General features: G+C 68.9%; 11 protein-coding genes and 3 pseudogenes. 5 read left to right on the forward strand and 9 right to left on the reverse strand.

The genetic code is table 11. The features are described from left to right. Positions 1-47: 47 nt before the first annotated feature. The 3 genes and pseudogenes from WJ438_RS00455 to WJ438_RS00465 all read left to right on the forward strand — a co-directional run bounded on the left by WJ438_RS00455 (position 48) and on the right by WJ438_RS00465 (position 2,657). Positions 48-1,175, forward strand: coding sequence for a hypothetical protein (locus WJ438_RS00455; RefSeq protein WP_406723458.1), 1,128 nt, complete (start codon positions 48-50; stop codon positions 1,173-1,175). A gap of 91 nt (positions 1,176-1,266) precedes the next feature. Then, a pseudogene (locus WJ438_RS00460) lies at positions 1,267-1,422 on the forward strand (IS5/IS1182 family transposase); the annotation flags it as partial. A 62-nt stretch (positions 1,423-1,484) separates the two neighbouring features. Next, positions 1,485-2,657 (forward strand): restriction endonuclease, encoded by a 1,173-nt coding sequence (locus WJ438_RS00465; RefSeq protein WP_406723459.1) that lies wholly within the window; start codon positions 1,485-1,487, stop codon positions 2,655-2,657. Positions 2,658-2,788: 131 nt separating this feature from the next. Here the strand turns inward: WJ438_RS00465 and WJ438_RS00470 are convergent, their stop codons facing one another. Next, positions 2,789-3,484, reverse strand: coding sequence for a hypothetical protein (locus WJ438_RS00470; protein ID WP_406723460.1), 696 nt, complete (start codon positions 3,482-3,484; stop codon positions 2,789-2,791). Positions 3,485-3,662: 178 nt separating this feature from the next. Between WJ438_RS00470 and WJ438_RS00475 the strand changes: the two genes are divergently transcribed. Both WJ438_RS00475 and WJ438_RS00480 read left to right on the forward strand, forming a co-directional pair. Next, positions 3,663-3,830: a hypothetical protein gene (locus WJ438_RS00475; RefSeq protein WP_406723461.1), complete on the forward strand. Its 168-nt coding sequence runs from the start codon at positions 3,663-3,665 to the stop codon at positions 3,828-3,830. A 14-nt stretch (positions 3,831-3,844) separates the two neighbouring features. Continuing rightward, positions 3,845-4,282, forward strand: a pseudogene (locus WJ438_RS00480) (NUDIX domain-containing protein); the annotation flags it as partial. A 173-nt stretch (positions 4,283-4,455) separates the two neighbouring features. Here WJ438_RS00480 and WJ438_RS00485 read toward each other — a convergent pair. The 8 genes and pseudogenes from WJ438_RS00485 to WJ438_RS00520 all read right to left on the reverse strand — a co-directional run bounded on the left by WJ438_RS00485 (position 4,456) and on the right by WJ438_RS00520 (position 23,676). Next, positions 4,456-6,759, reverse strand: coding sequence for a UvrD-helicase domain-containing protein (locus tag WJ438_RS00485; protein WP_406723462.1), 2,304 nt, complete (start codon positions 6,757-6,759; stop codon positions 4,456-4,458). 4 nt (positions 6,760-6,763) lie between these two features. Beyond that, positions 6,764-10,576 (reverse strand): helicase-related protein, encoded by a 3,813-nt coding sequence (locus WJ438_RS00490; RefSeq protein WP_406723463.1) that lies wholly within the window; start codon positions 10,574-10,576, stop codon positions 6,764-6,766. Between the two features lie 2,267 nt (positions 10,577-12,843). Further along, positions 12,844-13,476, reverse strand: a pseudogene (locus WJ438_RS00495) (DEAD/DEAH box helicase); the annotation flags it as partial. A gap of 125 nt (positions 13,477-13,601) precedes the next feature. After that, a complete protein-coding gene (locus WJ438_RS00500; RefSeq protein ID WP_406723464.1) occupies positions 13,602-14,252 on the reverse strand; it encodes a hypothetical protein in 651 nt (216 codons plus the stop codon). A 12-nt stretch (positions 14,253-14,264) separates the two neighbouring features. Beyond that, positions 14,265-14,669: a hypothetical protein gene (locus WJ438_RS00505; RefSeq protein WP_406723465.1), complete on the reverse strand. Its 405-nt coding sequence runs from the start codon at positions 14,667-14,669 to the stop codon at positions 14,265-14,267. Beyond that, a complete protein-coding gene (locus WJ438_RS00510; RefSeq protein WP_406723466.1) occupies positions 14,666-15,520 on the reverse strand; it encodes an IS5 family transposase in 855 nt (284 codons plus the stop codon). Before WJ438_RS00510 ends, WJ438_RS00505 begins: the two co-directional genes overlap by 4 nt. Positions 15,521-15,610: 90 nt before the next feature. Then, positions 15,611-20,515, reverse strand: coding sequence for a hypothetical protein (locus tag WJ438_RS00515; protein WP_406723467.1), 4,905 nt, complete (start codon positions 20,513-20,515; stop codon positions 15,611-15,613). After that, complete coding sequence (locus WJ438_RS00520) at positions 20,512-23,676, reverse strand: DEAD/DEAH box helicase (protein ID WP_406723468.1); 3,165 nt, start codon at positions 23,674-23,676, stop codon at positions 20,512-20,514. Before WJ438_RS00520 ends, WJ438_RS00515 begins: the two co-directional genes overlap by 4 nt. Positions 23,677-23,751: the final 75 nt, after the last annotated feature.

Below are 23,751 nucleotides of genomic sequence, written 5' to 3' on the forward strand. Positions count from 1 at the left end.
GGCGAGAACACGAGGTCTGCCCCCGTAGCCGGCCCTAGGGTTTGCCCATGACCGTGAAGGTTCCCCTGAAAGAGACCGCCCTCAACGCCGAGCGCATCGCCCGCATCGGCCGCGAAGTCCAAGCGGTCTGCCCCGAGTTCGACGCCGACGGTTTCGTGACGTCGGTGATGGCGGACCTTCCCCGGCTGGAGCTGGGCGCCCGGATCGCCCGGACCAGCGAGGGCCTGCACGCCCACCTTCCGGTCACCGGCCCCGATGCGCTCGACATCCTGCTGCGCTCCCTGCCGCCGACGCCCGAGGCGGCCGGTGTGACCAACGACTTCGGCCTGCACCTCTACGCGCCCCACTCCGACTACGTCTCCCGCTACCTTCGTACCGCCGAGCACCTGGACCAGGCGCTCGCCGCGCTGGCCCGCATGACGGGCTACTTCTCCGCCGAGCTTCCGGTGCGGCACTTTCTCGCCGACTTCCCCGACGAGACGATGAAGGCCGTCGACGCGTGGACCCGCAACGAGGACTTCCGGGTCCGCCGGCTGGCGAGCGAGGCCACCCGGCCCCTGCTGCCCTGGGCCCCGCGGATCACGCTCCCCGTAGACGCGGGCCTGCCCGTCCTCGAGCACCTCTACGACGACGCCCACCTCTACGTCCGCACCTCCGTGGCCAACCACCTGGGTGACATCGCCGCCACCCAACCCGACCTCGTGCTGGCCACCCTTCAGCGATGGAAGGAGTCGGGCCGGCTCGCCGGTGAGCAGTTCGCCTCCCTCGCCCGGAACGCCCTGCGCAACCTGCTGAAGGAGGGCTGGCCGCCCGCCTACGCCATGTTCGGCTACGCCCACGACGCGCCCCTCACGCTCACCCCGCTCACCCTGGAGCGCACCGAACTCCGTGACGGCGACACCCTGGACTTCTCCGCCGCTCTCACCGCCACCACGACCTCCCCGGTCCACGTGATGATCGTGATCGCCACCACGGGTCAGAACGGCCGGCCGCGGGAGAAGGTGTCCTTCCTGCGCCGCGCCACGGCCAAGCCGGGCCAGGAACTACGGCTCGTCAAGGCGCACCCGTTGCGCTCGACCGCACGGTGGAAGGTCTCACCGGGCTCCTACTCCCTCGCCCTCCAGGTCAACGGCCGCCGCTTCCCCTCCGTCGCCTTCACCGTCCTCGACACCTGACCCTCCCCCGCCCCTTCCTGATCCGATCGACCATCCCAAGGCCGCCGGCATCGTCCGCTGCGGCCCGGTCCGTGCTGTCCGCAACCCCTCACGGAGTATCGGTTGGATCATGATGCACCGCCGGCTCGCCCGCGACTACGAGACCCTCGCCGCCAGCTCCGAAGCCATGATCCACCTCGCGTCGATCGACAACCTCGCCAAGCGCATAACGGACGAGACCACACCAACCTGGCGAGGAACCTACTAGGTCATAAGTGGCAATCCGCCCACGCTAAATGCCCTCTGAGAAGTTGATGCCAGAATGCTTTCGTGAACAGTCTCCGTCACGATCCTCGTACGTCTGTTGCACTCCCTGGCAGCGGTTGGCTGGCCAAATCGCTGCAGGGCGACCAGTTGCTTACGTCCTTGGCGCCCGGCGAGCAGGTCGATCTTCTCTTCACCACGCTCCGGTACCAGGGCGCGCTGACCCGCCAGCGACTCTTCCTGTGGCGAGGCACCTTCAAGATGACGCACCTGGAACTACGACGCCCTCTTCTACTTCTTGGGCGTCATGGGAATCTCGCGGAGACAGTCGTCCTGGCTGGTCCCGAAGGTCCGATCGAACTCAAGTCCTTGTCCGCCCGTGTGGCTCGCACGCTGATAGACGCCAGCTCGAAGGAAGACGGCGACGCCCCAATTACTCACATGCATGGACCGCACAGCCCCGAGTCTGCGACTCCTGGAGCAGAATCGAAGGGAAGTAGGCGGACACGCCTTCCTCCGCCCGCGGAGTTGATGCGCGCACAAGAAAGCGGATTCCGGCCAAGAAGCATCCGGACCTGGCAGGACGCCGAACTCGCTGCCGTCGACCATATGCGCAGTATTGGCTTCTTCGATGCACGGACGACAGCCGCTGGTGCTGACGGGGGTATTGACGTTATCGCCGACCACGCCGTCGCCCAGGTCAAGCACCACAGCCAGCCGATCAGCGTCGGCCCGGTGAGGGAACTGCGGGGAGTAGCGGATTTGGGCCAGCACTTACTCTTCTATTCATCTGGCGGCTACACGGACAAAGCCTTTGAATTCGCCGAAGAGAGGGGCATCGCATTACTCTCCATCCTGCCATCCGGCGATATCCTTCCGCTGAACACGACGGCCCGAAACCTGTCGGCTCGCCTGGGCGCCACGTCCGGGTGGAGCTCGGCGCCCGGCACACGCGCTCTCCAGCGCGCGGCCGAGCTGGCGGCCCAGCGGGAGACCGTGCACAAACAGATCCGCCGCATTCTTGCACGCACGAATGAGCGTCGCGCTCTGCCGTTCAACCGATACACCAAGGACACCATTAAGGCTTTGGAAGCGGCATACAAGCTAGCGGAGCAGGCCGCTTCCCTCCTGCGCAAGTCGCAGGCGGACTTTCAAACCCACGGCATGCGGAGGAGGCTCATAGCAATGGCCGACGAGAAGGCCCGAGAAGCGTTCCTCAAGTTGGGAATGCGCCCCTGACAGGCGGCCCCCACGCCACCCCGCACGCGGCTGCGGGCACCTCGCCGCAGTGGTTAAGATTGGGCATACTCGCGCTTGTACCGTCTACTCGCAGTCTCCGCCAGCCCCCGGAGTTGTGGGAAGGTAAGCTGTCAGGTCTCGTCGAGTCTGGAGAGAAGTGCGCCAGCGCACAGTGCGTAGTTTCCCGCCGCCAGCAGGATGCCGACTTGATTACTGTTGCGGTCGCCAGGCAAGCGCAGTGACAGTTTCTCCAGCATCCGGCAACTGAGCCCTAGAGCAGAGACCAGGCCGTCAAGCCCCTCACCGTGCTCGGAGGCATTTTGCACTGCGGCTACCAGCATTGATTCAGCAGCTTTCCGGTGAAGATCCGGGAGGGACGCTGCGGTCGCATTTGCTGTGTCCGTAACATACTCCAACACCTTGTCCGGACGTTTATCCAAACGCTCTGCGTACTGGAACGACCATTGCAGCGTCATCGCGAAAAAAGCAAACAATATGGTCTCCTGCGCGAGCATCGAATCTTTCCCGCTCTCACGCCGTTTGCGGTACGACCGCCGGGCAATCGGTCCCATACGCATGTCAGCCATCGTCTGGTAGACGGCCCACACCTGGACCGTGAGGAGCGGAACATTGCACTCAGGCGATCCGTCCGCGGCAGCTGCCAAGGCCTCCAGAGCTACCCTGACGGCGTCTGGGTCGTGACCCGTGGCATTCCAGTCGAGGTGATGCTTACGTGCAGGCCAGAGTGGATGCTCGCCTTGGCAGCCGGAACACTTGCCGAACGTGTCTCCAAAGAGATTGAACACAGATCCATAGGGACTCTTCACAGACGCTCCAGCAGTGCGCAGCAGACGAAAACGAAGAGAGCCTGTCAGACGAGTACACCCGCATGGAAGACTCGCACGGGGTCCGAACTCGTCTCTGGTAGCAGGATTTAGCACACGCCGCCTCGGGCGCTGCTGTCGTTGCGCTGGTGCCGCCCGCCGTCGCTCACGTGCCGCCGCAGTGAGCACCGCCCTGGAGACGGAGAGCACGCCGCTGCGGCTGTCCCTCGGCAACGACTCCACTGACGTGCTGCCCAGCGGGTGCGAGGGACCCTGCTATCGGCTGGTCACCGAGGCCGGCGGAACCTGGAGCCGATACGCCTCCAGTGATCATGAACGGCGCCGATGACTGACAATGCCGGGATGACCCGACCCAGAATCCGTGTCGCCGCATACGTGATCCAGCATCGCGCCGTCCCCGAGCTCCTGGCGTTCGACCACATCGGTATGCCGGAAGCTGGCACCCAGGTTCCTGCGGGAGGAGTCGACTCAGGAGAAGAACTCGAAGAAGCGGTCCTTCGAGAGGTCACCGAGGAGACCGATCTGCAGACAGCCACCGTGCTCCGGCAGATCGCCGTGGAGGACAAGCCTCACCCCGACACGGGGCAGCCACGACGAACCGGCTTCTTCTACCTCCAGGCACCCGCAGACACCCCGATGCCTGGGAGCACCACGTCCACGGCGACGGAGACGACGCCAGCCTCATCTTCGCCTGCCGGTTCCTCCCACTTCCCCCTGAAGCAGCCACTGGCAGACGGCCAGGACGCGTGGTTGGGCCGCATCGACCCGCGCTGGCCCACCGTTACCGGCACAGTCAGTAATCAGCCGCCGAATCCGCACGCCGCATACGCGACACCTCAACATGCGAGCTCACCAATCCCAGGGCCGTACAACTTGCTTTCCCTCCTTCGGAGTGGGCCGCGTTCGTCCGCTGCGCCGTCGAACGCGGCCCACTCGCGAGGCCGTGACGCGGCTCAGACCGGCAGGTACGGGCTCGGCTTGTCGTGCCAGCTGATGCGGAGCGCGTCGCGGGCGCGGGTCGCGGCCACGAAAAGCAGCGAGCGCGCCCTGAGCTCCTCGCGGGCACAGCGCTGGGGGTCGGTGGCGCGGTAGCGCTCGATGACATCCGTGCGCGGGATGACACCGTCGCGGGCGCCGACGATGGCCAGCTTCTGGTACTCGAGGCCCTTGAAGCGGTGCATCGTGCCGACGTGCACCTCGCCGTCTCCCTTGGGGCCGTCCTTGGTGAGTTCGGCGACGGTGATCCCCGCCTTGGTGGCCAGGTGGAACATCACCTGGCTGACCATGTCCCGTTCCGCGACGCAGACGGCGATGCTGCCGCGCGGGTCGCGGCGCGGACCGGTGCCGCCGTTGCCCGTCGCGATCTCCTCGCGCCAGGCGGCCAGCGCGGCGGCGAGCCGGTCGAGCTCGTCGTCCCAGGAGGTGCAGGGCACCAGGTCGGGCACGGGGCCGCGCAGGACGGAGCGGTACCCGTCGAGGGTGTCGGTGCTGTCGTCGAGGTCGTCGTAGGCGAGGTTCTTGCCGGTGAGGTTCACCACCTGCATGGCCCGGGAGAGGATCTCCTTGGTGGTGCGGTAGCTGAGGGTGAGCCGGGAGGAGCGGCCCCGGATGTTGACGCCGACGGTGCCGAGGGTGACCTGCTGGTCGTAGATGCGCTGATGCGTGTCGCCGGCGATGAACAGGTCGCTGGGGCCGGGGGCGACCATGGCGCGCAGCATCTTCCAGTGGGCGGCGCGCAGGTCCTGGGCCTCGTCGACGACGATGTGGCGGTAGCGGTGGTGGAGGAAGCGCATGCCGGAGCCGTCGTCGCGGTGGATGAGGTCCTTGCCGCCGACGGCTTCCTTGTGCTCCTGTCGGGCCCTGATCTTGGCGTCACGCTCCATTTCGAGGCGGGCGGCGCGCTCGGCGGCCTGCCCCCAGGTCTCCAACCCGTCCGTGTCCAGGCGGGCGGTGAACTGCTCCAGGATCTTCCAGATCTGGGCGCGCTCGGGACGGGTGACGGAACGGCCGCGACCGGCGCGACGGGCGTCGAAGTACGCCTTCCGGCTGCCGATGGACTGGCCGAGGATCACCTGGTCCCACTCCTCGTAGAGGAACTCGGCGTCCCAGCGGCGTTCGTCGAGTTCGAGCAGGAGCTGGCGCAGCACGTTGAGCGCGGCGTTGTCGTAGACGCGCTGCCTGGCCGTGCCCTTGACGGCGTTCTCGCTGAGGACACGCGCGGCGAGCTGGTCGATGTGGGCGATCTCGACGCGGGCGAGCAGTTCGGGCTCTATCAGTGAGGCGAGCCGGGCACGCAGGTCGGTGGTGAGGTTCTTGGTGAACGTCGTCAGCAGGATGGGCTTGTTGTGCCCGGGCGGCAGCTGCTGTGCGAGGTGCTTGACCCGGTGCAGGGCGACGATCGTCTTGCCGGTGCCGGGGCCGCCCGAGACGCGGGCCGGACCGTTGTAGGTGCGGTGGACGAGCTTGGCCTGGGTGGGGTGCAGGAAGATCTTCCAGGCGCGGAAGTCGCCCTCTTCCAGGGCGGCCTGGATGTCGGCGTCGATGGTGGTCACGGTGGTGCGGGCGAGCGCGGCACCGAGGTCCTGCTCGTAGTCCTGGCCGAGGTCGACCCTGACCGGGGCGGTGATCTCCTTGCGGACCTCGTCGAGGGGCATGCCGGCGGCGAGCCCGTAGAGGATGTCCTTGGACAGCAGCGGTGCGCCGGCGACCAGTTGGTCGAGCTCGTCGCTGTCGGTGACGGCAAGCGCGAGGTCGATGAGCTGGTCGGCGACGCCCAGGTCGCGCAGGTCGTCGGCGGTGACACCGGTGAGCAGGGGCTCGGCGGCCGGGGCGGGCTCGGGCGTGGCCTCTTGGGCGGGCTGGGGTTCGGGTTCAGTGGGGGTGAGGGTGATGCCCGCGCGCTGCAGCACGCTGTCGCCCACGACGGAGAGGTCCACGAACTCGATCTCGCCGGTGATCCGGTTGATCGCGACCGAGAGTTCCTCGTAGACGTGCTTGCGGTGGCGTACCGCGATGACGAGCCAGTTCTCCTGGCCCGTGTCGTCGATGCCGGCCTTGGCCAGCAGGGCGCGGTAGGAGGGGTCGATCTTGGCGCGGAAGACCCGGCCGTCGCCCTTGAGGGGTTTGAGGTCCAGGCTGGGGTGGTCGGGGTCTTCGCGGAAGCGGTGGCAGAAGTCGTAGAACTTGCCCTTGACCGAGCGGTCGAGCTTGTACAGCTCCTGTTCGGCCTTCTGGTACAGGCTGAGCCGGGCGGTCATGGGATCAGTGCTGCCTTCCGTTGCCGTGGGATTCGTGGGAGTTGTTCGCGGCGTGTGCTTCCGGGGCGTCGGGAAGCCTGTCGATGAGCGAGTCGAGGTGGTCGAGCCAGTCGGCCGCCGGACGGACCGCCCATCCCGCGTCGGCGTAGGCCTTGTCGCGTCGGAGGGCTTCCTCGTCGTCCTCGCCGTGCGGTGCGGCGACGACGGCGACCTGGACGGTGGGGGCCTGCCAGGCGAAGTCGGCCTGCCAGCGGCGTTCACCGAGCTCGTAGCCGAAGACGGGGGCTTGCTTGCCGTGTGCGGCGAGCTTGTGGGCGAGCCGGGTGAGCGCGGAGTCCGGCTCGTCCTCTTCGAGCAGGGGAAGGATGTCCTCGTCCCAGGCGGCGTCGCGCAGCAGCTGGGCGACGGCCTGCTCGGCTGCGGAGTCGCCAGCTTCCGCCTCGGGGGTGGTGGTGTCGGGCGCGTCCTGCGTCACCGCCGTCGCCGGTTCCTGCGGCCGGTGTACGGCGATGAGCGAGTCGAGCTCGCCGATGCCACCGGTGACGGCCAGTACGTCGACCGGGAAGGCGGACGCACGGCTGCCGGCCAGCTGAATGCCGTCGCCGCCGGCGAACGCCAGGAACTGCAGCAGGTTCGACCAGTAGAGCCAGGCACGCCAGCACCGCTTGTGCGCGTCGGTGCCCAGGACGTTGTCACGGTCGTCCAGCACGGCCAGGGCGCTCCACCGCACTGCCTTCGCGTCCTCGCCGCCGGTCGCGTCGACGGTGAAGAGCAGGGGCAGGCCCCACCGGTCGGTGGCCTGGAGCACCAGGATGGCCCCGTCGCCCGTGACCGGCTCCGCGGACGGCTCGCGGCCCGCGCCGTACGCGTCGAGCGCGGACCTCAGCACCTGGCGTGCCTGGCCACGGTCCGCCTGCATCGCCAGGGCGGTGGGCTCGGACATGAGGCCGCCCACCAGGGCCCTGGCGCGGCGCCCCCACCGCTCCTTGACCGGCTCGCGCAGGTAGGCGAGGAGCGTGTCGACGGGGTTGGCGAACACGGCCTTGGCGAGGTCGGCACGCTCGCCGTCCATCTCCTCGTACCAGTCCTTGGCCGTGTCCTGCGCGCTGCGCGGGTACGGCGGCCAGACCGGCTCGGCCTTCGCGGCCTCCCCTTTCTCGAACAGCTCCAGGTCGTCCCAGGTGATCTGGAAGACGACGTGGTTCCTGTCCCGCAGCTGGTTGCGCTTGTCGCAGTCCGCGGCGATCCGGTTGTGCGCGCGGGTGGCGTGGTAGCGGTGGCCGTCGAGGTAGACGGTGACGTACTCCTTGGGGCCGTCCGTGGACTCGAAGGTGAAGTCGGTGCGGGTGAACTCCATGTCCCGCTGCGCGGTGAGCCGCCAGTTGGCGCCCTGGCTGAAGCGCAGATAGCCGCTGGCGGTGCTGCTCTCCTCCAGTACGGCGTCCTGCTCACCGCCGGTCCAGGTCCGCAGGGCGGCCAGGAACCGGGCCTCGAGATCGGACTCGACCTGCTTGTCCAGGCCGATCAGGTCCGTGCTGGGCAGCTCCGCGACCTTCCAGAGGTCGACGGGCCGGCCGTCCTCGCCGAGGACCGGCTCGCCGTCCTGGTCGACCGGGCCCAGCAGGTCGTTGATGATCTGCAGGGCCTCAAGACGGGAGACGGTGTCCTGGTGCCGCTCCTCGGTATAACGGTGCAGGCAGCGGTGGCACGCGAGCCGTCCCTCGTCGCGGCAGGGGCACTTCAGCAGCGCCCGCCGCGCGTCGGCGAGGGCGGCCCGGAAGTGGGCCGGGTCGGTGAGCCGGTGCAGGTAGCCGGTGCCGCCCGGCAGGCGGTCGAAGAGCACCAGGAAGTGCCGCGTCTCGCCGGTGGCCTTGTCGGGCATGCGCGCCAGGGTCGAGTCCAGATGCTGCGGATCACCGCCGAAGTGGTGGTCGACGCCCAGCCGCAGAGCCGCCCGGAAGGAGTGGATCTTCTCGTCGACCAGGACGGTGGCGGCCGGCAGCAGCACCCGCAGCGCCTCGGTGCGCAGCTGGTGGGCCAGCAGCACCGATTCCTGCGGCACGTCCTGCGGCTTCTTGCCCCGGCGCAGCGGGCACCACGGCTGGTGGTGCTTGAGCTTGGGGTTGCGTGCCGCCGCGGAGTCCAGGGCGTCGGTGTCGTGGTCGAAGACGGGCCGCCCGTCGGCGGTCGCCGCGCCGCAGCCCGTGCACACGTAAAACGGCGCCATCCGCACGCTGTGCCCGGCGAAGTCGTCCTCCGCCCTGGCGTCGAACCGCATCGGGCCGACGTTGACCCGCCGGATGACCGCCGTGCGGCAGAAGTCGACACCGAACGTCTGCGTCGCGTGCCGCCAGGACGTCTTCGGCTCGATGTCCTCCAGCGCGATGTCGACCGCGTCGATCACCGTGTAGTGGCGCTGCTCCCGGTCGTCCTTGTCGTCACTGATCCGGGCGTCCTCCCGCTTGTCCCGGGAGGTGACGACGGCGGGCTCGACGACCTTGTGCAGGCAGGAGCCGTCGTCCGCGATCCGGGCGCTGCCACAGCGCGGGCACGGCGAGCGGTCCTCCTGGGCGTTCTGGGTGCGCACGTACCCGCACTCCTGGCAGAACCGCCACAGCCGCCAGTCGGGATCGGTGGCGGTCCCGATCTCCAGACCGGTGATCTGGTGCTTGTAGCCGTTGACGTAGAACGTGTTGCCAGGCGCGAACTCGGACAAGGCGTAGCGCCGGGGCCGCTCGTAGGCGCGCGGCTTGGACTTGTACCTCTCCCTGCCGGTCTTCTCGTCGACGCCGTCCGGCCAGTACAGCGTGGCGTTCAGAGTGGTCACCGCGTCAATGAGGGCGTAGTTCGGCAGCAGCCCGAGGTCGCACAGGGCCTGCTGGGCCGTGGTGAGCCCGAGCGACAGCAGCCGCTTGCCGACCGACCGGTGCTCGGCGTCCAGCTCGGCCTTCTGCCGCGCCTGTTCGTCGTCGCTGTCGTGCAGTTCATCGCGCGCCTCGCCGATCATCTTCAGCCGGCGGCGCAGCACCTCCTCGCCGCGCCGCCACTGGCGTTCGGCCTCCTCCACCGCGCTGCGCAGCCTGCGGATGGCGTAGTCGCGAAGTTCGGCCCGGGCCTGGTCGCTCACCCCGGTGGGGAACAACTCCAGGAACCCGTCGACCAGTTGATCACCACGGGCAAGGGCGGCCTCGACCAGGTCGGCGAGATAGCCCGAGGGGCCGAACAGCTCCGGCGCCCTGGGCGGGATCGCGGGCAGGGGCTTGCCGTCGGGGCGCGGCAGGCGCCCGCGCGCGGCCAGGTCCAGCAGATGAGCCAGGTACTGGCGGCGCAGGATCTCGATCGCCGACAGGTGGCTACCCGGCGGCACGATCCGCCCGGCGATCATCTCCCGCGGCTGGTCCAGAAAGTACAGGTCACGGCGGCTGCGGTCGGGAATGGTCAGCAGGAACGCGTTGCCCGTACGCCGTCCGGCCCGGCCCACCTGCTGGGCGTAGTTGGCGGGACGGCGCGGCAGCGCGGCCAGCACGACGGCGGACAGGTCGCCGATGTCGATGCCCATCTCCAGCGTGGGCGTGCACGATAGCACGTTGGGGTCCTTAAACCCGGTGCCGTGCTTGAACGCCGCCTCGACCCGTTCCCGTTCCGGCCGGGTGAGCATGCCGGTGTGCTCGGCGGTGACCACCTGATAGGTGCCCGCCTTGCGGTACAGCCGCCGGTAGTAGTCGCCCCGGTAGTCCCGGTCCCGGTAATGGACGCCCAGTTCCTCGGGGCGGTCCCCGGCGACCAGCCGGCCCGGCGGCAGCGGTACGACGGGCACGGCTGCCCGTGCCACTGGTCCAGCAGCTCCGGGTGGACCGTCTGCTCCCAGAAGCAGACCGGGCAGCGCACGAAGGCCTCGTTGACGACGTCGTCGGAAAGGAGCCGCACGTCGATCGCGCCCGGCTGCAACCCGTAGATCCGCACGCTGCCGTCGGCCGGGGTGCGCACCGACAGCAGCCCGGCCGTGACCAGCTCGGGCAGCAGCCGGTTCCAGAACCCGGCCGCCTGCTCGCGGGGCAGGTCCAGGCAGCGCTGCGCCCAGCGCTCGCACCAGGACAGCCGCCCCGTCGCGAAGTCGAACTCGCTCCTGGCCTTGGGCTGGTCGAGCAGGAACACCGGGGCCGCCACCCCCCTGGGGAAGGCGCGCATGCCGACCGGCCGCTTGCCCCAGATGAAGTAGCGGCTGGTACCGGCCTCCTTCAGGTATCCGCCCAGCCACGTGTGGCCGATCGCGCCCCTGGTGCGCAGCCGCTCCAGGAAGATCCGCAGGAAGGCAAGGTAACGAGCGTCGTCCTGCGCGACGGGCGGCAGCCCGCCGCGCCGGCCCTCCTCGGCCAGATGCGCCGCCTTCACGACCGCGACCGCCGCCTGCGCGTCCGCGATGCGCACCTGGGCCGCCGCCGTACGGGTCAGCTCCAGAGTGCGGCCGTTGCGGGAACGGAACCCGAACTCCATCAGGGCCTCGAACGCGAAGCGCTCCCCGATCAGGTTCCACGTCTTGCGGTCGCCACCGCGCCCCTTGCCGGACAGCAGCCGCTGGACGCCCAAGATGTTGTGCAGGTCGGTCGGTACGACGGCGGCGAGCGTCGTGCGGTCGGTGGTGGCCGCGACGACGTTGGCGACCAGGTCGTTGAGCGCGGTCGGCCGGTCCTCCGACAGGTGCTTCTTGAACAGGGCGCGCAGCGAGAAGGTGTACGAACGGGAGGCGACGAACCCGGCCCGGTGCGCGGCGTCCTGCACCGAGTCGTTGAACATCAGCGTCTTGTCCTCGCCCTGCTCCTCGTCGAGCTCGCCACCCGTGAACAACTGGGTGATCGAGGCCGCCGCGAGCGCCGCCGCGCCGGTGCCGAGGAAGCGGATCGCGTTGCGCGACCCGCACGCCGGGCACCAGTCCTCCTCGGCCGCCGTGTTCGCCGTCTCGCCCAGGTTCACCAGGACGAACGCCGAGTCGCCGGCGGCCGGGCGCGGCTCCCCGGTCGAGGGCTCGTAGTCCCGGACCGGATCGGGCAGGCGCAGCCTCCGCTCCGGCCCGTCCAGCACGCGCAGCTGCCCGCCCCTACCGGAGGAGAGCGCGGCCGTGGCCCGTCCGCCGTCCGCCCCGCGGCCGGCCGACGCCATCGGCGCGGCACCGGAGCCCTCCCGGGCCTCGGCGTCCGTCGCCGCGATCAGGTTGCGCACCCGCATCTTGTCCTGGCTGACCGAGGCCCGCCGGATCTTGTGCGAGTCGACCTGGACGTGGGTATCGTCCGTCTCCGGGGAGAACACCGCCCAGCCCGAACGCCCGCAGTCACGGCAGTAGACGGCAGGCAGGAACAGGTTCGCGGCCTGCCCCGCCGTCACCGTGGTGACCGGCGCCGTCCGGGCGTGCTGGTCGCCCTGCCGGTCCGTCGAACCGGCCGCGTCCCACTGGAACTCCGCCTTCGGCCACGGCAGCACGCCACGTACGAGGCGGGAGACCGAGCGGGCCCACTGGTGCACCTCGATCTGCACCAGGGGCCGCGGACGCTCCGGCGTGGACTTGGGGTCGCGGGCGACGGCCAGCAGCGCGACGAAGCGGGCGAGAGCTAAGGCGGCGACCTCCGGCCGCTCGGTAATGGTCTTGCCCCAGGAGCGCGCGCCCCTGCGCCACATCAGATCGAGCACTTCGCCGGTGGTGCGGACCTCACCGTCGAGCGCCAGCATGACAGCGGAGGTCAGCGTCTGCCGCTTCAGATTCCGCCCCAGCAGGAACGGGTCCGGATCGCGGGTACCCGTCACCGCTTCGACGAGATCAGCGAACTCCTCATCACCGAGGGACGGATCGGGCAGCAGCGCCAGCTCATCGGGGGAGGGATACGGCAGCGTCGGGTCGAAGTCGTCCGGCGGAAGGAACTCGTCGACGCTCTGCCGGTCCTCACCGATGATCGCGTCCTCGGTGAACTCGGTCCCGAAGACCTGGGTGGCGACAGTGAGGAGCTGCCGCACCCCGTCCCCGTCCGTGCCGGAGGCGAGCGTCGCGGACGTGGCGACCGGACAGATCCGGCCCAGCGGCCTCCCCGGCTGCGAGGCCCCGACGGCGGCGGCCAGCCGCCGCAGCAACATCGCCACATCGGTGCCCTGGGCTCCGTCGTAGGTGTGAAACTCGTCCACGACGACGTACCGGATGTCCGCGCCGTTCCACAGCGCGGCGTCCTGGGAGCGCTGGAGGAGCAGGTCCAGCATCTTGTAGTTCGTGATCAGGATGTCCGGCGGCGACAGCCACATGTCGGAACGGCGGGTGTAGACCCGGTCGTACCGCGTCTCCGCCCGGTCGCCGATATACAGGCCGGCGCGGAGCTTGCCGAGGTCGGCGTCGTGCTCGCACAGCAGGTCGTTGATGCGCTGCGCCTGGTCGGTGGCGAGCGCGTTCATCGGGTACAGGAACACGGCCTTGACGCCGCTGTTCCCCGCGTCGCGCTCGCGCGCGCAGTGGTCCAGGACCGGGTAGAGGAACGACTCCGTCTTGCCGGAGCCGGTACCGGTCGTGACGAGCGTCGGCCGCGGGGTTCGCCCATCGGCCGACGACAGCCGCTCGAACGCCCGCGCCTGGTGGGCGTACGGGGTCCAGTCGTCCGTCCGCCGCCAGTCCAGCAACTCCTTCCACGAGTCGTCGGCCCGCGTGAACGGCGTCCGTATCCGCAGGAACGGCCCCCGGAACATCCCGGACGTCTCGTCCCCCAGGAACCGGTGCAGCGACTCCCGCGCGCCCTCGTCGGTCAGCGCGTAGGTCGTCGACAGGTACTGCAGCAGGCTCTCCTTGAGCCCCTGCGCTTCGAGCGTCGGCCTCACGGCTGGGGCACCTCCTGCTTCACCGGGTCCCACTCACCCCGGTCGACGGCCTCATCGAGTCGCTTCTGGAAGTACGCGTGCGCCTCGCGCATTTCCTTCTCCCGGTCGGCCTTGTGGAAGGGGGCGGTGTAGCCGTCGGGGGCGGGGTTGTTGTCGGGGTCGGCGAGGTACGCCTCGAACTGGCCCCAGGTCTCCTTCGTCTGGCGCTGACCGATGGTGCGGGCGTTACCGGCGAGCTTCCAGCCCTCGGCGTTGAACCAGGTGACGGCCTCGTACTTCTGCAGCACGGGGAACCGACCCCGGTACGCGGCGATGAGCGCGTCAGCACTCATGCCGAGCCAGACGGCCACGAGGGCGTCGATCTCCACGAGGGCGGCCCGGCGGGCGCGTTCACTGCGGAGGGGGGTGTCGGGACGCCAGTCGGGGGTGACCCCGTGAAGCGGCTGCAGGCCGGGCCAGGGCAGGGCCCAGGGTTCGTAGGCGGGCCAGGTGGGGTCGTACAGCTCTCGCCAGAAGTCGGCGTAAGCGGTGGTGAGGCAGTTCAGGCGGAGAGTACGGAGGAGAAGGGCAGAGGCTAGTGGGTGGTGCTCTGCAGGGGCGGGAAGCTGCCCGGCTCGCCCGACGTCTAGGTGACCGGTTCCGGTCACCCTGAGAGGGCGTTAAGTCCGTTTCTGGTAGCGGCCCCGTCCGGGCTGGGTGAGGAAGCCTTGGCGGGTGAGGCGCCCGAGGCGGCTGCGGGTGACGTTCATGCATGGGTCGTCGGTGGGCATGCCGAGGAGTTCGTGCAGTTCGCGGACCCGGAATGCCTGGTCGGGGTGCTGGTTGAAGGCGTTCACGATGGCCTGGTAGGCGGTGGTCGACTCGGACGGACCGGCCTCGTCTCCGTCTCTGGTCGGCGTGAGTTCGACGATGACCTTCCGGGTGGTGGCCAGGTCCATGAGACGCGCTTCGGTCTCGGCGAGCACGGCGGTCAGGTGCTCGATCTGGCCGCGGAGTTCACCGGCCCGGGCGGTGGCCTCGTCCTGCTGGGCCTGGAGATCCGTCAGGAACTCGGTGATGTTCACGCGGCCGCCCGGACGGTGTCGCGCCAGGCCGGTGTGGGTGTGGTGAGGCGGCGGGCCATGTTCGCGGTGGCGGCCCAGTAGACGCGCGAGGCGGCGTTGTCGGGACGGTGGTCGTACTCGCGGGCCAGGCGCCGGTGCAGCATCAACGTGCCGTTGACCTGCTCGACCACCCACCGTTTCGGCTGTGGGACAAAGCCCTTGCCCTTCTCGTCCGGGTTGCGGCGGACGGTCTCGACGGTGATGTCCAGCAGGGCGCCGTGGATGATGACCTCGTCCTTGAATCCCTGGTCCACCAGGGCCTTCTCCAGGCGCATCCCGCACCGCTCGGCCACCTGGTCGAGCAGGGCCACCCCGGCGGCGTTGTCGTGCGCCGACGCGGCGAGCACGACGACCCCGATGATCAGTCCCAGCACGTCGACGGCCAGGCCCCGCTTGCGCCCCGGCGTCCGCTTGCTGGCGTCCAGCCCCGTCGTGGTCTTCGGGACTCCCGCGGCCGCGCGCACGGACTGGGTGTCGATGACCACGAGGGACGGGTCCTCTAATCGGCGGGCCTTCTCCCGCACCTGGCAGCGCAGGAGTTCCTGGATCCGCTGGTCGAGCCCGTCCTTGCGCCACAGCGTGAAGTAGTAGAACACCGCCGACCAGGCGGGCAGGTCATGGGGCAGGTAGCGCCACTGGCAGCCCGTCCGGTTCTGGTAGAAGATCGCGTTCACGACCTCCCGGAGATCACAGGTCCCGGGATCCTTGGTCGCCGACCGCGCCACCCGGTCCTGCTTCCAGGACGTGATCATCGGCTCGATCAACGCCCACTGCTCGTCCGATAAGTCGCTCGGATACGGCTCACGCTCCATGCCGATATCCGAGCATGCACATGCCCAACCGCTGCCCCGAACGGCAACCAGTCACACGAACGAGCGATCGCGAACCCAGAGAGATGGGACTTAACGCCCTCTGAGAAGGTAATCGACTGGTATTGCGGCCCACATTCCAGCGGTGAGGGCAGTGCGGCAGTTGTCGATCACTCGTGCGCTACGGAGGACGTTGGTGTGCGCCGGGCCGGGCGGGAGAACCGCAGCATAGAGACTGCGTTCAGTGTTCGGGGCGATCATTTCTCGCCACGCTAGGCGGTAGAAGATTGTGAAGCGCCGCTTCGCTCGTTCGGCAAGTGCAGCGTCGATTTGAGCGGAAGTTACAGCGTTGGTTGTCACGCTGTGTGTCCGTGCGATCTGCGTGCGGGCGCGAGACAGTGCCTTTTCGTCAGAGCGAAGGCGTGCCAAAGCGCGGTAGTCGATCCACCGGTCCTGATGCTCCAGGTACTCCCGATTCCGCCCCTTTGGTTGCACGTACTCAGTGTCGGGCACGAAGTCAGATGACAGAGAAGTCAGGTCTGCTCCGTATGGATCGTTGCTGTTGGCGTCGTGGCGCTTGAAGATTGGCGTGGCGACGCTGATTTGCGTGCCCTTGAGGATTACATGGCGCCAGCGGTCCGGCTGATATCCCAGGCCGGTGGAAGCGTCTGGACGGTTGTAGTCGATCAGGTTGTCCTTCTTGGCCCCAGTCTCGTCATAGCCACGTGTCACTTGAGGCGCAAGCGTACGCAGCCGCAGCGGATAGTCCGCCAGCGCACCAATCGCGCTGGCTTCCGCAGTGCTCACCGGGAACAGCAACCGTGCCCGCTCGACCGGCTCGCCTTCTTCGTCCTGCAGGCGCTGCCAGACGGCCAGCAGGTCCGAATCAACGTGGATGACCCGCGACCGATGCGGACGCTCGTCGAACTCGCCGTTGCGGTAACGGACGCCGGGCACCTCGCCGCTACCGTCATGTCCGGCAGAGAAACGCAGGGCGTCTGTCGACACCAGCCAGGACAAGTGGTCGAACCCGATTTCCTGCTGGCGGCCGTACACGTGCACGCCGAAGTGAGCGGTGTGCCCAACGGGCTCAGGGAAGAACCTCTGTCCCGCGTTGACGAAGTCGCCGTGAATGCAGAGTCGCCGGTAGGCGGCTTCTCGCAGCGCGCCTTCCTTGTCGCCGGTGAAGTGAGTGTCGGGGTGAACCAGTCCCGTCGTTCCCCACGCCGACGCGTGGCTCCACACCTGGCACATGAAGGCGCGGTACAGGTCCGGCTGCGTGCCGGTGAGCAGGGGATAGACCTGCGTTGCTCCGAAGACTGCGACCTGCCCGCTGACATTGGTCAGTTCGTCCAGCATATACTGACGGGCCTTCGGAAGCCGCAGCAGCTCGGCACGCCGCTTGTCCTTCTCCGCCGTAGAAGCCCGCTCCGTGAGTGCGAACCACGGCTCGTGCTCGGCGAGTACCACACCCTCGTTCCACCGGGGCCGCACCCACGGCGGATTACCCACCTGCAGGTCGAACCCACCGCCCTGCGCGAAGACGAGTGCGAAGTCCAACTCCCAGTGCAGGAAGCCCTGTTCCTCCGCGATGTTGGTGACCGTGTGCATCCAGGGGAAGCGGGTCTCCGGGTCCGCGAGGTCCATCCCCATCAGGTGCGGGAGGTTCTTCTCGAAGTCCTTGAGCGCGTCCAGGTTGTCGAACTCGGTGACCAGGTTCTGCTCGTCGGGGTCGACGGTGCCCAGGAGGGCTTCGAGGAAGTCCAGCCAGTCGTCCAGCTCGACCAGCGGGATGGTGTTCCGCCAGGTCCGCTGCTTGGACTGCTTCGGCGCACTGCGCTTGGACTGACCGGCCGCCTCCACCGTCTGCAGGGCGATGAGCGGCTCGTCCCCGGCCAAGGCGGACACCAGGGTGTCCTGCGTCGGCCCGGACGCGAACAGCATGGTCTGCTCGGTGAAGCGCGGGCCGGGGATCGCCGCTGTCGTGTCCTCAGCCCGCGCGGTCTGCTCGGCACGGCGCTGACCGGGGATCGCCGCCGCTTCCCCGCCGACCAGCGGCACATTCAGCAGATCGCCGAGTGCGTCAGCGGTGGCGACCGCCACCGCCGTGTCGTCGTAGACGCCGTCCGTGCCGTCCAGCAGGGACGCCTTGTCGGCCGGCCAGAACCACAGGGCGCACCAGGCGTCCATGACCTTCTTCAGGCGCCAGTACGGCGTCTCGGTCGCCAGAAACAGGTCGGCCATGACCTGCTCCTTCGGCGTCGCGCCCGCCGCCGTGCGCAGGAAGCCGTACTCGGGGTCGTCCGGCTTGGCGCCCCACACGTTGATCTTCCGCGCGATCGCCGCCTCGGAGAGCCGCATGCGCTTGATGACGAGCGACCACAGGAACTCCGCGCGCTTGGCCGCGTCCCGCAGCCGGGTGAACTGGGAGGGTGCTTCCTTCCTCGGCTTACCCGCCTTGTCCAGCTTAGGCGTGCCGTCCTTGTTCAGGTGCGCGGTGCTGCGCTTGGGCCGCTGGAGGATGCCCTTCTTCCAGGCGGCCAGCTGCGCCACCTGGTCCTTGGCGAGTTCCTTGGCCTCCTTCGAGCCGGTCACCGCCGCCCACCCAGGACTCGGCAGCAGGAACTGGTGCACCGCGTCCTCGGGCAGCGGCTGCGGCTCGCCGTCCTTGAGGAACGGCAGCGGTGTCGGCGCCAGGGTGTTCTTCGCCGCGAGCCAGGCCTTCGCCGGGGAGACGACGTCCTCGCCCGCGTACACCGCCCGCCGCCCACCGATCAGCGAGTTGCCCCGCCGCAGATGCAGCCCGAACCAGGGCGCCCGCATGCCCGGGTGCATGGTGTTGAGCCACAGCGAGACCTCGGCCAGCTCCACGCCCGTGGCGTTCAGGTCGACGCCATAGGCGTTGTGCAGGGCGACGTACGCCTTGACCTTCTGCTTCTCCGTCAGCGCATCCGCGGCCGGAATGGAGACGCCCAGCTCGTCCTGCCGGCGGCGCAGGTACTCCTCGGCGACCTGGTTGATCGCCTCGTTGAGGAACGCGCCGGAGCCCAGCGCGGGCTCACAGATCTTGTACTGCAGCAGCTTCGAGGCCCGCGTCCGGACGACCTCGCCGTTCTCATCGCGCTCCTGGTCGAGGAGGTGCTTGAGCGCCAGCTCGACGGTGACCTTGGTCAGGGACTCGGGGGTGTAGTACGAGGCGGACGTCTCGCGGTCCCGGCCCGCCAGCCGGTAGACGAATTCACCCACCTTGTACTTCTTCGGCCCGCGCAGGCCCCTGACCGCGTCGTGCTCGTCGTACAGGACCCAGGTCTTCTCCGGGTACTCCTTCCGGCGGGGTGCGGGCACCAGCCAGGAGCCCTTCTCCGGGTCACCGCCCTTGGCGACCTCGCACAGCTCCTCCTCGGCGATGATGCCGGTGTACGACATCAGGCCTTCGTACACGGCGCCGAGCTGGTTGATGCCGAGGTTGCGGTAGGAGATGAAGCCGCCGCGCTCCCCGCGCCGCTTGGCCTTCTTCATCGTCAGCAGCCGCAGCACCTCGTGCAGGGCGCTGTTGCGCAGCCGCAGGTCCAGCCACTTCGGCTCGGTGTCCTCGTCGCTGCGGGGGTCGAGGACACCCCGGCCGATCAGACGGATGGACTTGGGCTCGAAGAGCTCGCTGCGCAGCGGCTCGAAGCGCAGGCCGCGGTCCTCGCTGCGGCGCTTGGCCTTGAGCTTGCGGGTCTCCTCGTCGTCGTCCGGCAGTGCGTCGTCGGGCTCGGTGCCGTACGGGCGGTGACCGTGGTTGACCTTGTTGAACAGGACGTCGAGGGAGGAGAAGAGATGGAAGCTCTTCCGGGCCTCCTCCTCGACGAGCTGCTCGTCGCGTTCAACGAGTTCCCGCAGCCGCGCCACCGAGTAGCCGGCCTCGTAGGTGCCGTCGTCGGCGGGCAGGATGCCCAGCTCCGGGCGGGCCTCGGCGTACAGCAGGAACAAGATGCGGTAGAGGTAGCGCAGCGACTCGCGGGTGAGTTCCTTGGCGAACGGCAGCCTCGGGTCCTCGATCTGGCGCGGCTCGACACCGGCCTCGTCCAGCCGGGCCAGGACCTCGTTGGCGATGATCTCGACCGAGCGCCGCAGTCCCTCGCGCAGTTCCCCGGACACACCGACCGCGTTGTCGCGGGAGGCCTTGATCAGGGCGTCGATGGCCGGTCCCTTGCCGTCCTCGGCGGGGGCGAGCATCTCGTGGCTGAACAGGGCGGCGATGGTGGCCAGTTCGCCGCCCTGCTTGCGGTCGTTGCGTTCCAGCGCGGCGTCGAGGTTGACGGCCAGGAAGCGGCCCTCGCCCCACACCTGGCGGTCGGCCAGGACGAGGACGCCGCCGCACAGCAGCAGCACGAAACGGGGCGGCTCCCCGCCGGGCTCGCCCAGTTCGCTCTGAAAGAGCCAGGTGGCGAGGGACTGGCCGGTCTCGTAGCTCTCGCTGCCGCTCACCCGCAGCGGGCGCAGCAGCCGGCCGGAGCCGTCCGCGTCCAGGGCGGTGTCGTTTCCGGCGGCCCAGCCGCACTCGACGGCCACGATGCCGTCACCGTGCCAGGCGGTGGCCACGGTGTGCTCGCGCCCGGCGCGGTGGACGGTCAGCTGCCGCCGCTCGGGGGCGCCGGAGAAGCCGAGGGCCGCCAGCACCTTGTCGTGCCAGGCGCTGAGCCGCTCGCACCAGTCGCCGTCGGCGTAGGTGTTGAGGCGGGCTCCGGCGACGGCGCTGTTCTCGTCGGCGTCGTCCTCGGCGTCCAGCTTGGCGCGCTCGGCGAAGAAGTTGCGGAACTCCTCCGACAGGTACGTGCCGCGCAGGGCACGCAGCATCTCCCTAGGGGTGGGACGCGGGTCCTTCTCGTCAGTCTCGCGACCGGTCCAGGTGGCGAAAAGGCCCTTCTTGAGGTCCTGGCCCAGCTGCTCGGCGAAGTAGTGCGCCGACAGGTACTCACCGCGGTTGGAGAAGGAGTCGAAGTCGGTGCTCATCGGGTGGTCTCTCCAGCGGCAGCGGCCAGGGCGTCGGTCGAGGCGGGGTCCGCGGGGGCGGCGGACAGGGGTTCCAGTACGCAGAGCAGGCGCAGCATGGGCGCCCCGGAGGTCTTCAGCGACTTGATGAGCGTCTTGCGACGGCTCGCCGTGAGGTTCACGTTGCTGCGGCCCTTCGCTGAGCGGGCGGAGGCGAACAGGGCGTCCTGCTGCCACTGCGTCACGCGCTTCTCGTACGGGGCGAGCATCTCCTCGATCTGCCGCGCGTACTCGGCCTCCTGCTCGAGCAGGTACCGCGCGGCCTCGCCGATGGCCTGGGGGACGAGCCGCTGCAGCGTCTCGCGCTCCTCCCGGGGGACGGCGCGGCCGGGCATCTTCGGGCCCACGCCGCACGCGTCGAGGAAGGCCGCGTCCACGCGCACGACGCGGGGCGCGTAGGGCAGCCCGACGACGGCCATCCACTCCACCACGGTGGGGCGGCCCAGCGCGTTGGAGTGGATGCCCTGCACCAGGTAGACCGGGCTGGCCAGCTCGGCCGGCAGGCGGGGGTCCAGCTTGGCCGCCGCGGCGGCGTCAGGGCGGTGGGCGAGGACGAACGCCTCGTCGTGACGCAGGGACGCCAGGGCCTTGTCGGTCACCCAGTCCAGCACGGGATGCACGTCCGAGACGTAACTGACGTTGGGCCACTGAGTCTTGGACGACTCACGGGCCGCCCTCAGCCGCTGCTCACCGAGCCGCTTGTCGAAGGTAATCCGCAGCCGGCCGGGGGCCTTGCTCGTGGGCAGGATGTTCTGCTCGGTCAGGTACGACTTGGGCAGTGCCTTGAAGCGGTACTGGAGGTCGGCCGGCGGCTCGAACGCGATGGTGCCGTCGTCCTCGTGGCGCAGCTTCAGCTCGTTGTCCGCCCCGGTGGGGCAGATCTGGCGCAGGGCCTCCTCGAAGTAGGCGGAGGTGGAGCGGAACACGCTCGGGACGGTCGCGTACGCCACGTCGTCCTGGGCCGACTTGGCGCCGATGTTGCCCATCATCTTTCTGAGCATCGACGGGGCGCTGCCGCTGGACCGCTTGATGGACTCCTCCACGGTGCGGCCAGCGAGCAGGTCGCGCGTGAGGCGGTTCTCCTCCTCCTGCGCCCGGTACAGGCCGGTGACGGCCTCGGTCGAGCCGTCGATCCGGTGCGCCTCCTCCTCGCGCTTGAGGAGCTTCGCACCGACCAGCCGGTCGTCGAGCGGCAGGGCCTCGCCGGTTGCCGGGTCGCGGCGCCATTCCACGTCGCTGGTGAGGACCAGGGCACGGAACTGCGGCTTCTCCTTCTGCCCGTAGCGGTCGATACGGCCGTTGCGCTGCTCGATGCGTATCAGGGACCAGGGCAGGTCGTAGTGGATGAGCTGGTGGCACTCCTGGTGGAGGTTGACGCCCTCGGAGGCGACGTCGCCCGTGAACAGGATGCGCACCGGGTCGTCGCGCAGTCCGAACTTCTCGACGATCCGCTTCTGCTCGTCCTCGTTGGTGGCATCGCCGTGCATCACCTGCACCGCTCCGCCGTACGCCAGCCAGGGCCGGTCCTTCTTCTCGCCCGCCTCGACGGTGCCGCTCCTGCTGAACCCAAGCCGGGCGGGGACGACTTCGGCCAGCCACGTCAGCGTGGGTATTCGCTCGGAGAAGACGACAACGCGGGTGTCTGAGTCCGGGCCGACGCCGATCTTCTTCAGCTGTTCGACCAGTGCGTGAAGCTTCGCGGAGTCCTCGTCCCCGATCTCGCCGACCAGCCGCTCCAGCTCCACGATCGCCTCGCGCTCGACCTGCAGGGCGGCCTCGCGGGCGGCCAGGTCCTCGTCCTTCTTCACCTTCGCGGGCTTGGCCAGGTAGCGGCGCCGTGCCTCCAGCGACTTCTGGAGCGCCTTGTGGGAGGAGAGGAAGGCCTTGAAGAAGTTGTAGGCGGCGAGCGGATCGGCGCAGATCGAGGAGGCGGACGGGTCGCGCGGGATCCAGCGGGCGGCCAGCTCCTCGAAGACAGCGCGCTCCTTCTCCGTGGCCTGCGCGGGGATCGGCTCGGACGGGCCGCGGTCGGCCCACACTCCCTTGAGGGAGTCCCTCACCTCCTTGTTCGTCTTGGTGCGCCGGATGTACAGGTGGTCGAGGTCCTTCACCTCGTAGTCCGACGGGTTTGCGATCGCGGCCTCGTCCAGCATCCTGATCAGCTCGGCGAACGACTCGGTGTCGCCGTTGTGTGGAGTGGCCGAGGCGAGGATCAGCGCGTCGGTGCGGCGGGCCAGCAGGCGGGCGAGGTCGTTGTTCTTCGTGCCGCGGTTGACCAGGTTGTGGGACTCGTCGATCACGACGGCGTCCCACTCGGTGGAGTCGAGGTGGTGGGCGTACACGTCGCTCTTGAGCGTGTCCACGGAGATGATCGCTCGCTTGAAGTACGCGAACGGGTTCCGCCCCGCGGGGATGTCCTGCTGGATGCGCTGGATGCCCGTGGAGTCGAGCCTGACGAGCGGGATGGAGAACCGGGTCCACAGCTCACGCTGGAACTGCTCCAGGACGTGGGCAGGCGTGACCACGAGTATTCGCTCGCCGCGCCCGCGCCGGATCAGCTCGGCCAGCAGAATGCCGATCTCCAGCGTCTTGCCGAGGCCCACGACGTCGGCTATGAGCACCCGTGGCTGCGGGTTCTTCATCGAGAGGGCGAGTTCGGCCGGACGCAGCTGGTGGGTCTGCTTGTCCATCAGGAAGCTGTCGGCCAGCGCGAGCCCGTGCTCGGTCTGGGGCAGTGCCGTCTTACGGATCACGGCCTCCAGGTAGAGGCGCGCCTTGCGGTGGTTGGCGGAGTCGTCGGGAACCAGCCTGGTCTTCCGTGGGTCAAGGACCTGGATGTCGTCGAGCAGGCTGTAGAAGACGGCATCAGTGCCCCGTACGAACGGAGAGACGCCGGTGACCTCCACCATCCAGCCGTCCCGTGCCGTGGGCGCGACCTTCCGGACGAGCCACTGCTCGTCACGGACCCGGACCTGGGCCCCCGGCGCGTAGGCGACCACCCCGCCGCCCGGCCGCGCCACGTCCCCCGACGCGTCGAGAACGATTCCGTCCTCGCTCACCACGTCGTCGAGCACGCCTTGGCCGTCACCGGCCTCCGCAACGGTGGTCACGTGCTGCTTCATTCCCCGCCCCTTGATGTTCCTGAACTGCCGTCATGCACGGCTCGTCAGTGTTCCTGTTGCCCACACTTATCGCAC

It is taken from the genome of Streptomyces sp. GD-15H, assembly GCF_045291515.1.
Lineage (GTDB): Bacteria > Actinomycetota > Actinomycetes > Streptomycetales > Streptomycetaceae > Streptomyces.

Bases quoted from the DNA above. Each gene is read 5' to 3' on its own strand.
- WJ438_RS00520 (WP_406723468.1), bottom strand. From the start codon at position 23,676: ATGAAGCAGCACGTGACCACCGTTGCGGAGGCCGGTGACGGCCAAGGC.
- WJ438_RS00485 (WP_406723462.1), bottom strand. From the start codon at position 6,759: ATGACCGCCCGGCTCAGCCTGTACCAGAAGGCCGAACAGGAGCTGTAC.
- WJ438_RS00510 (WP_406723466.1), bottom strand. From the start codon at position 15,520: ATGGAGCGTGAGCCGTATCCGAGCGACTTATCGGACGAGCAGTGGGCG.
- WJ438_RS00455 (WP_406723458.1), top strand. From the start codon at position 48: ATGACCGTGAAGGTTCCCCTGAAAGAGACCGCCCTCAACGCCGAGCGC.
- WJ438_RS00515 (WP_406723467.1), bottom strand. From the start codon at position 20,515: ATGAGCACCGACTTCGACTCCTTCTCCAACCGCGGTGAGTACCTGTCG.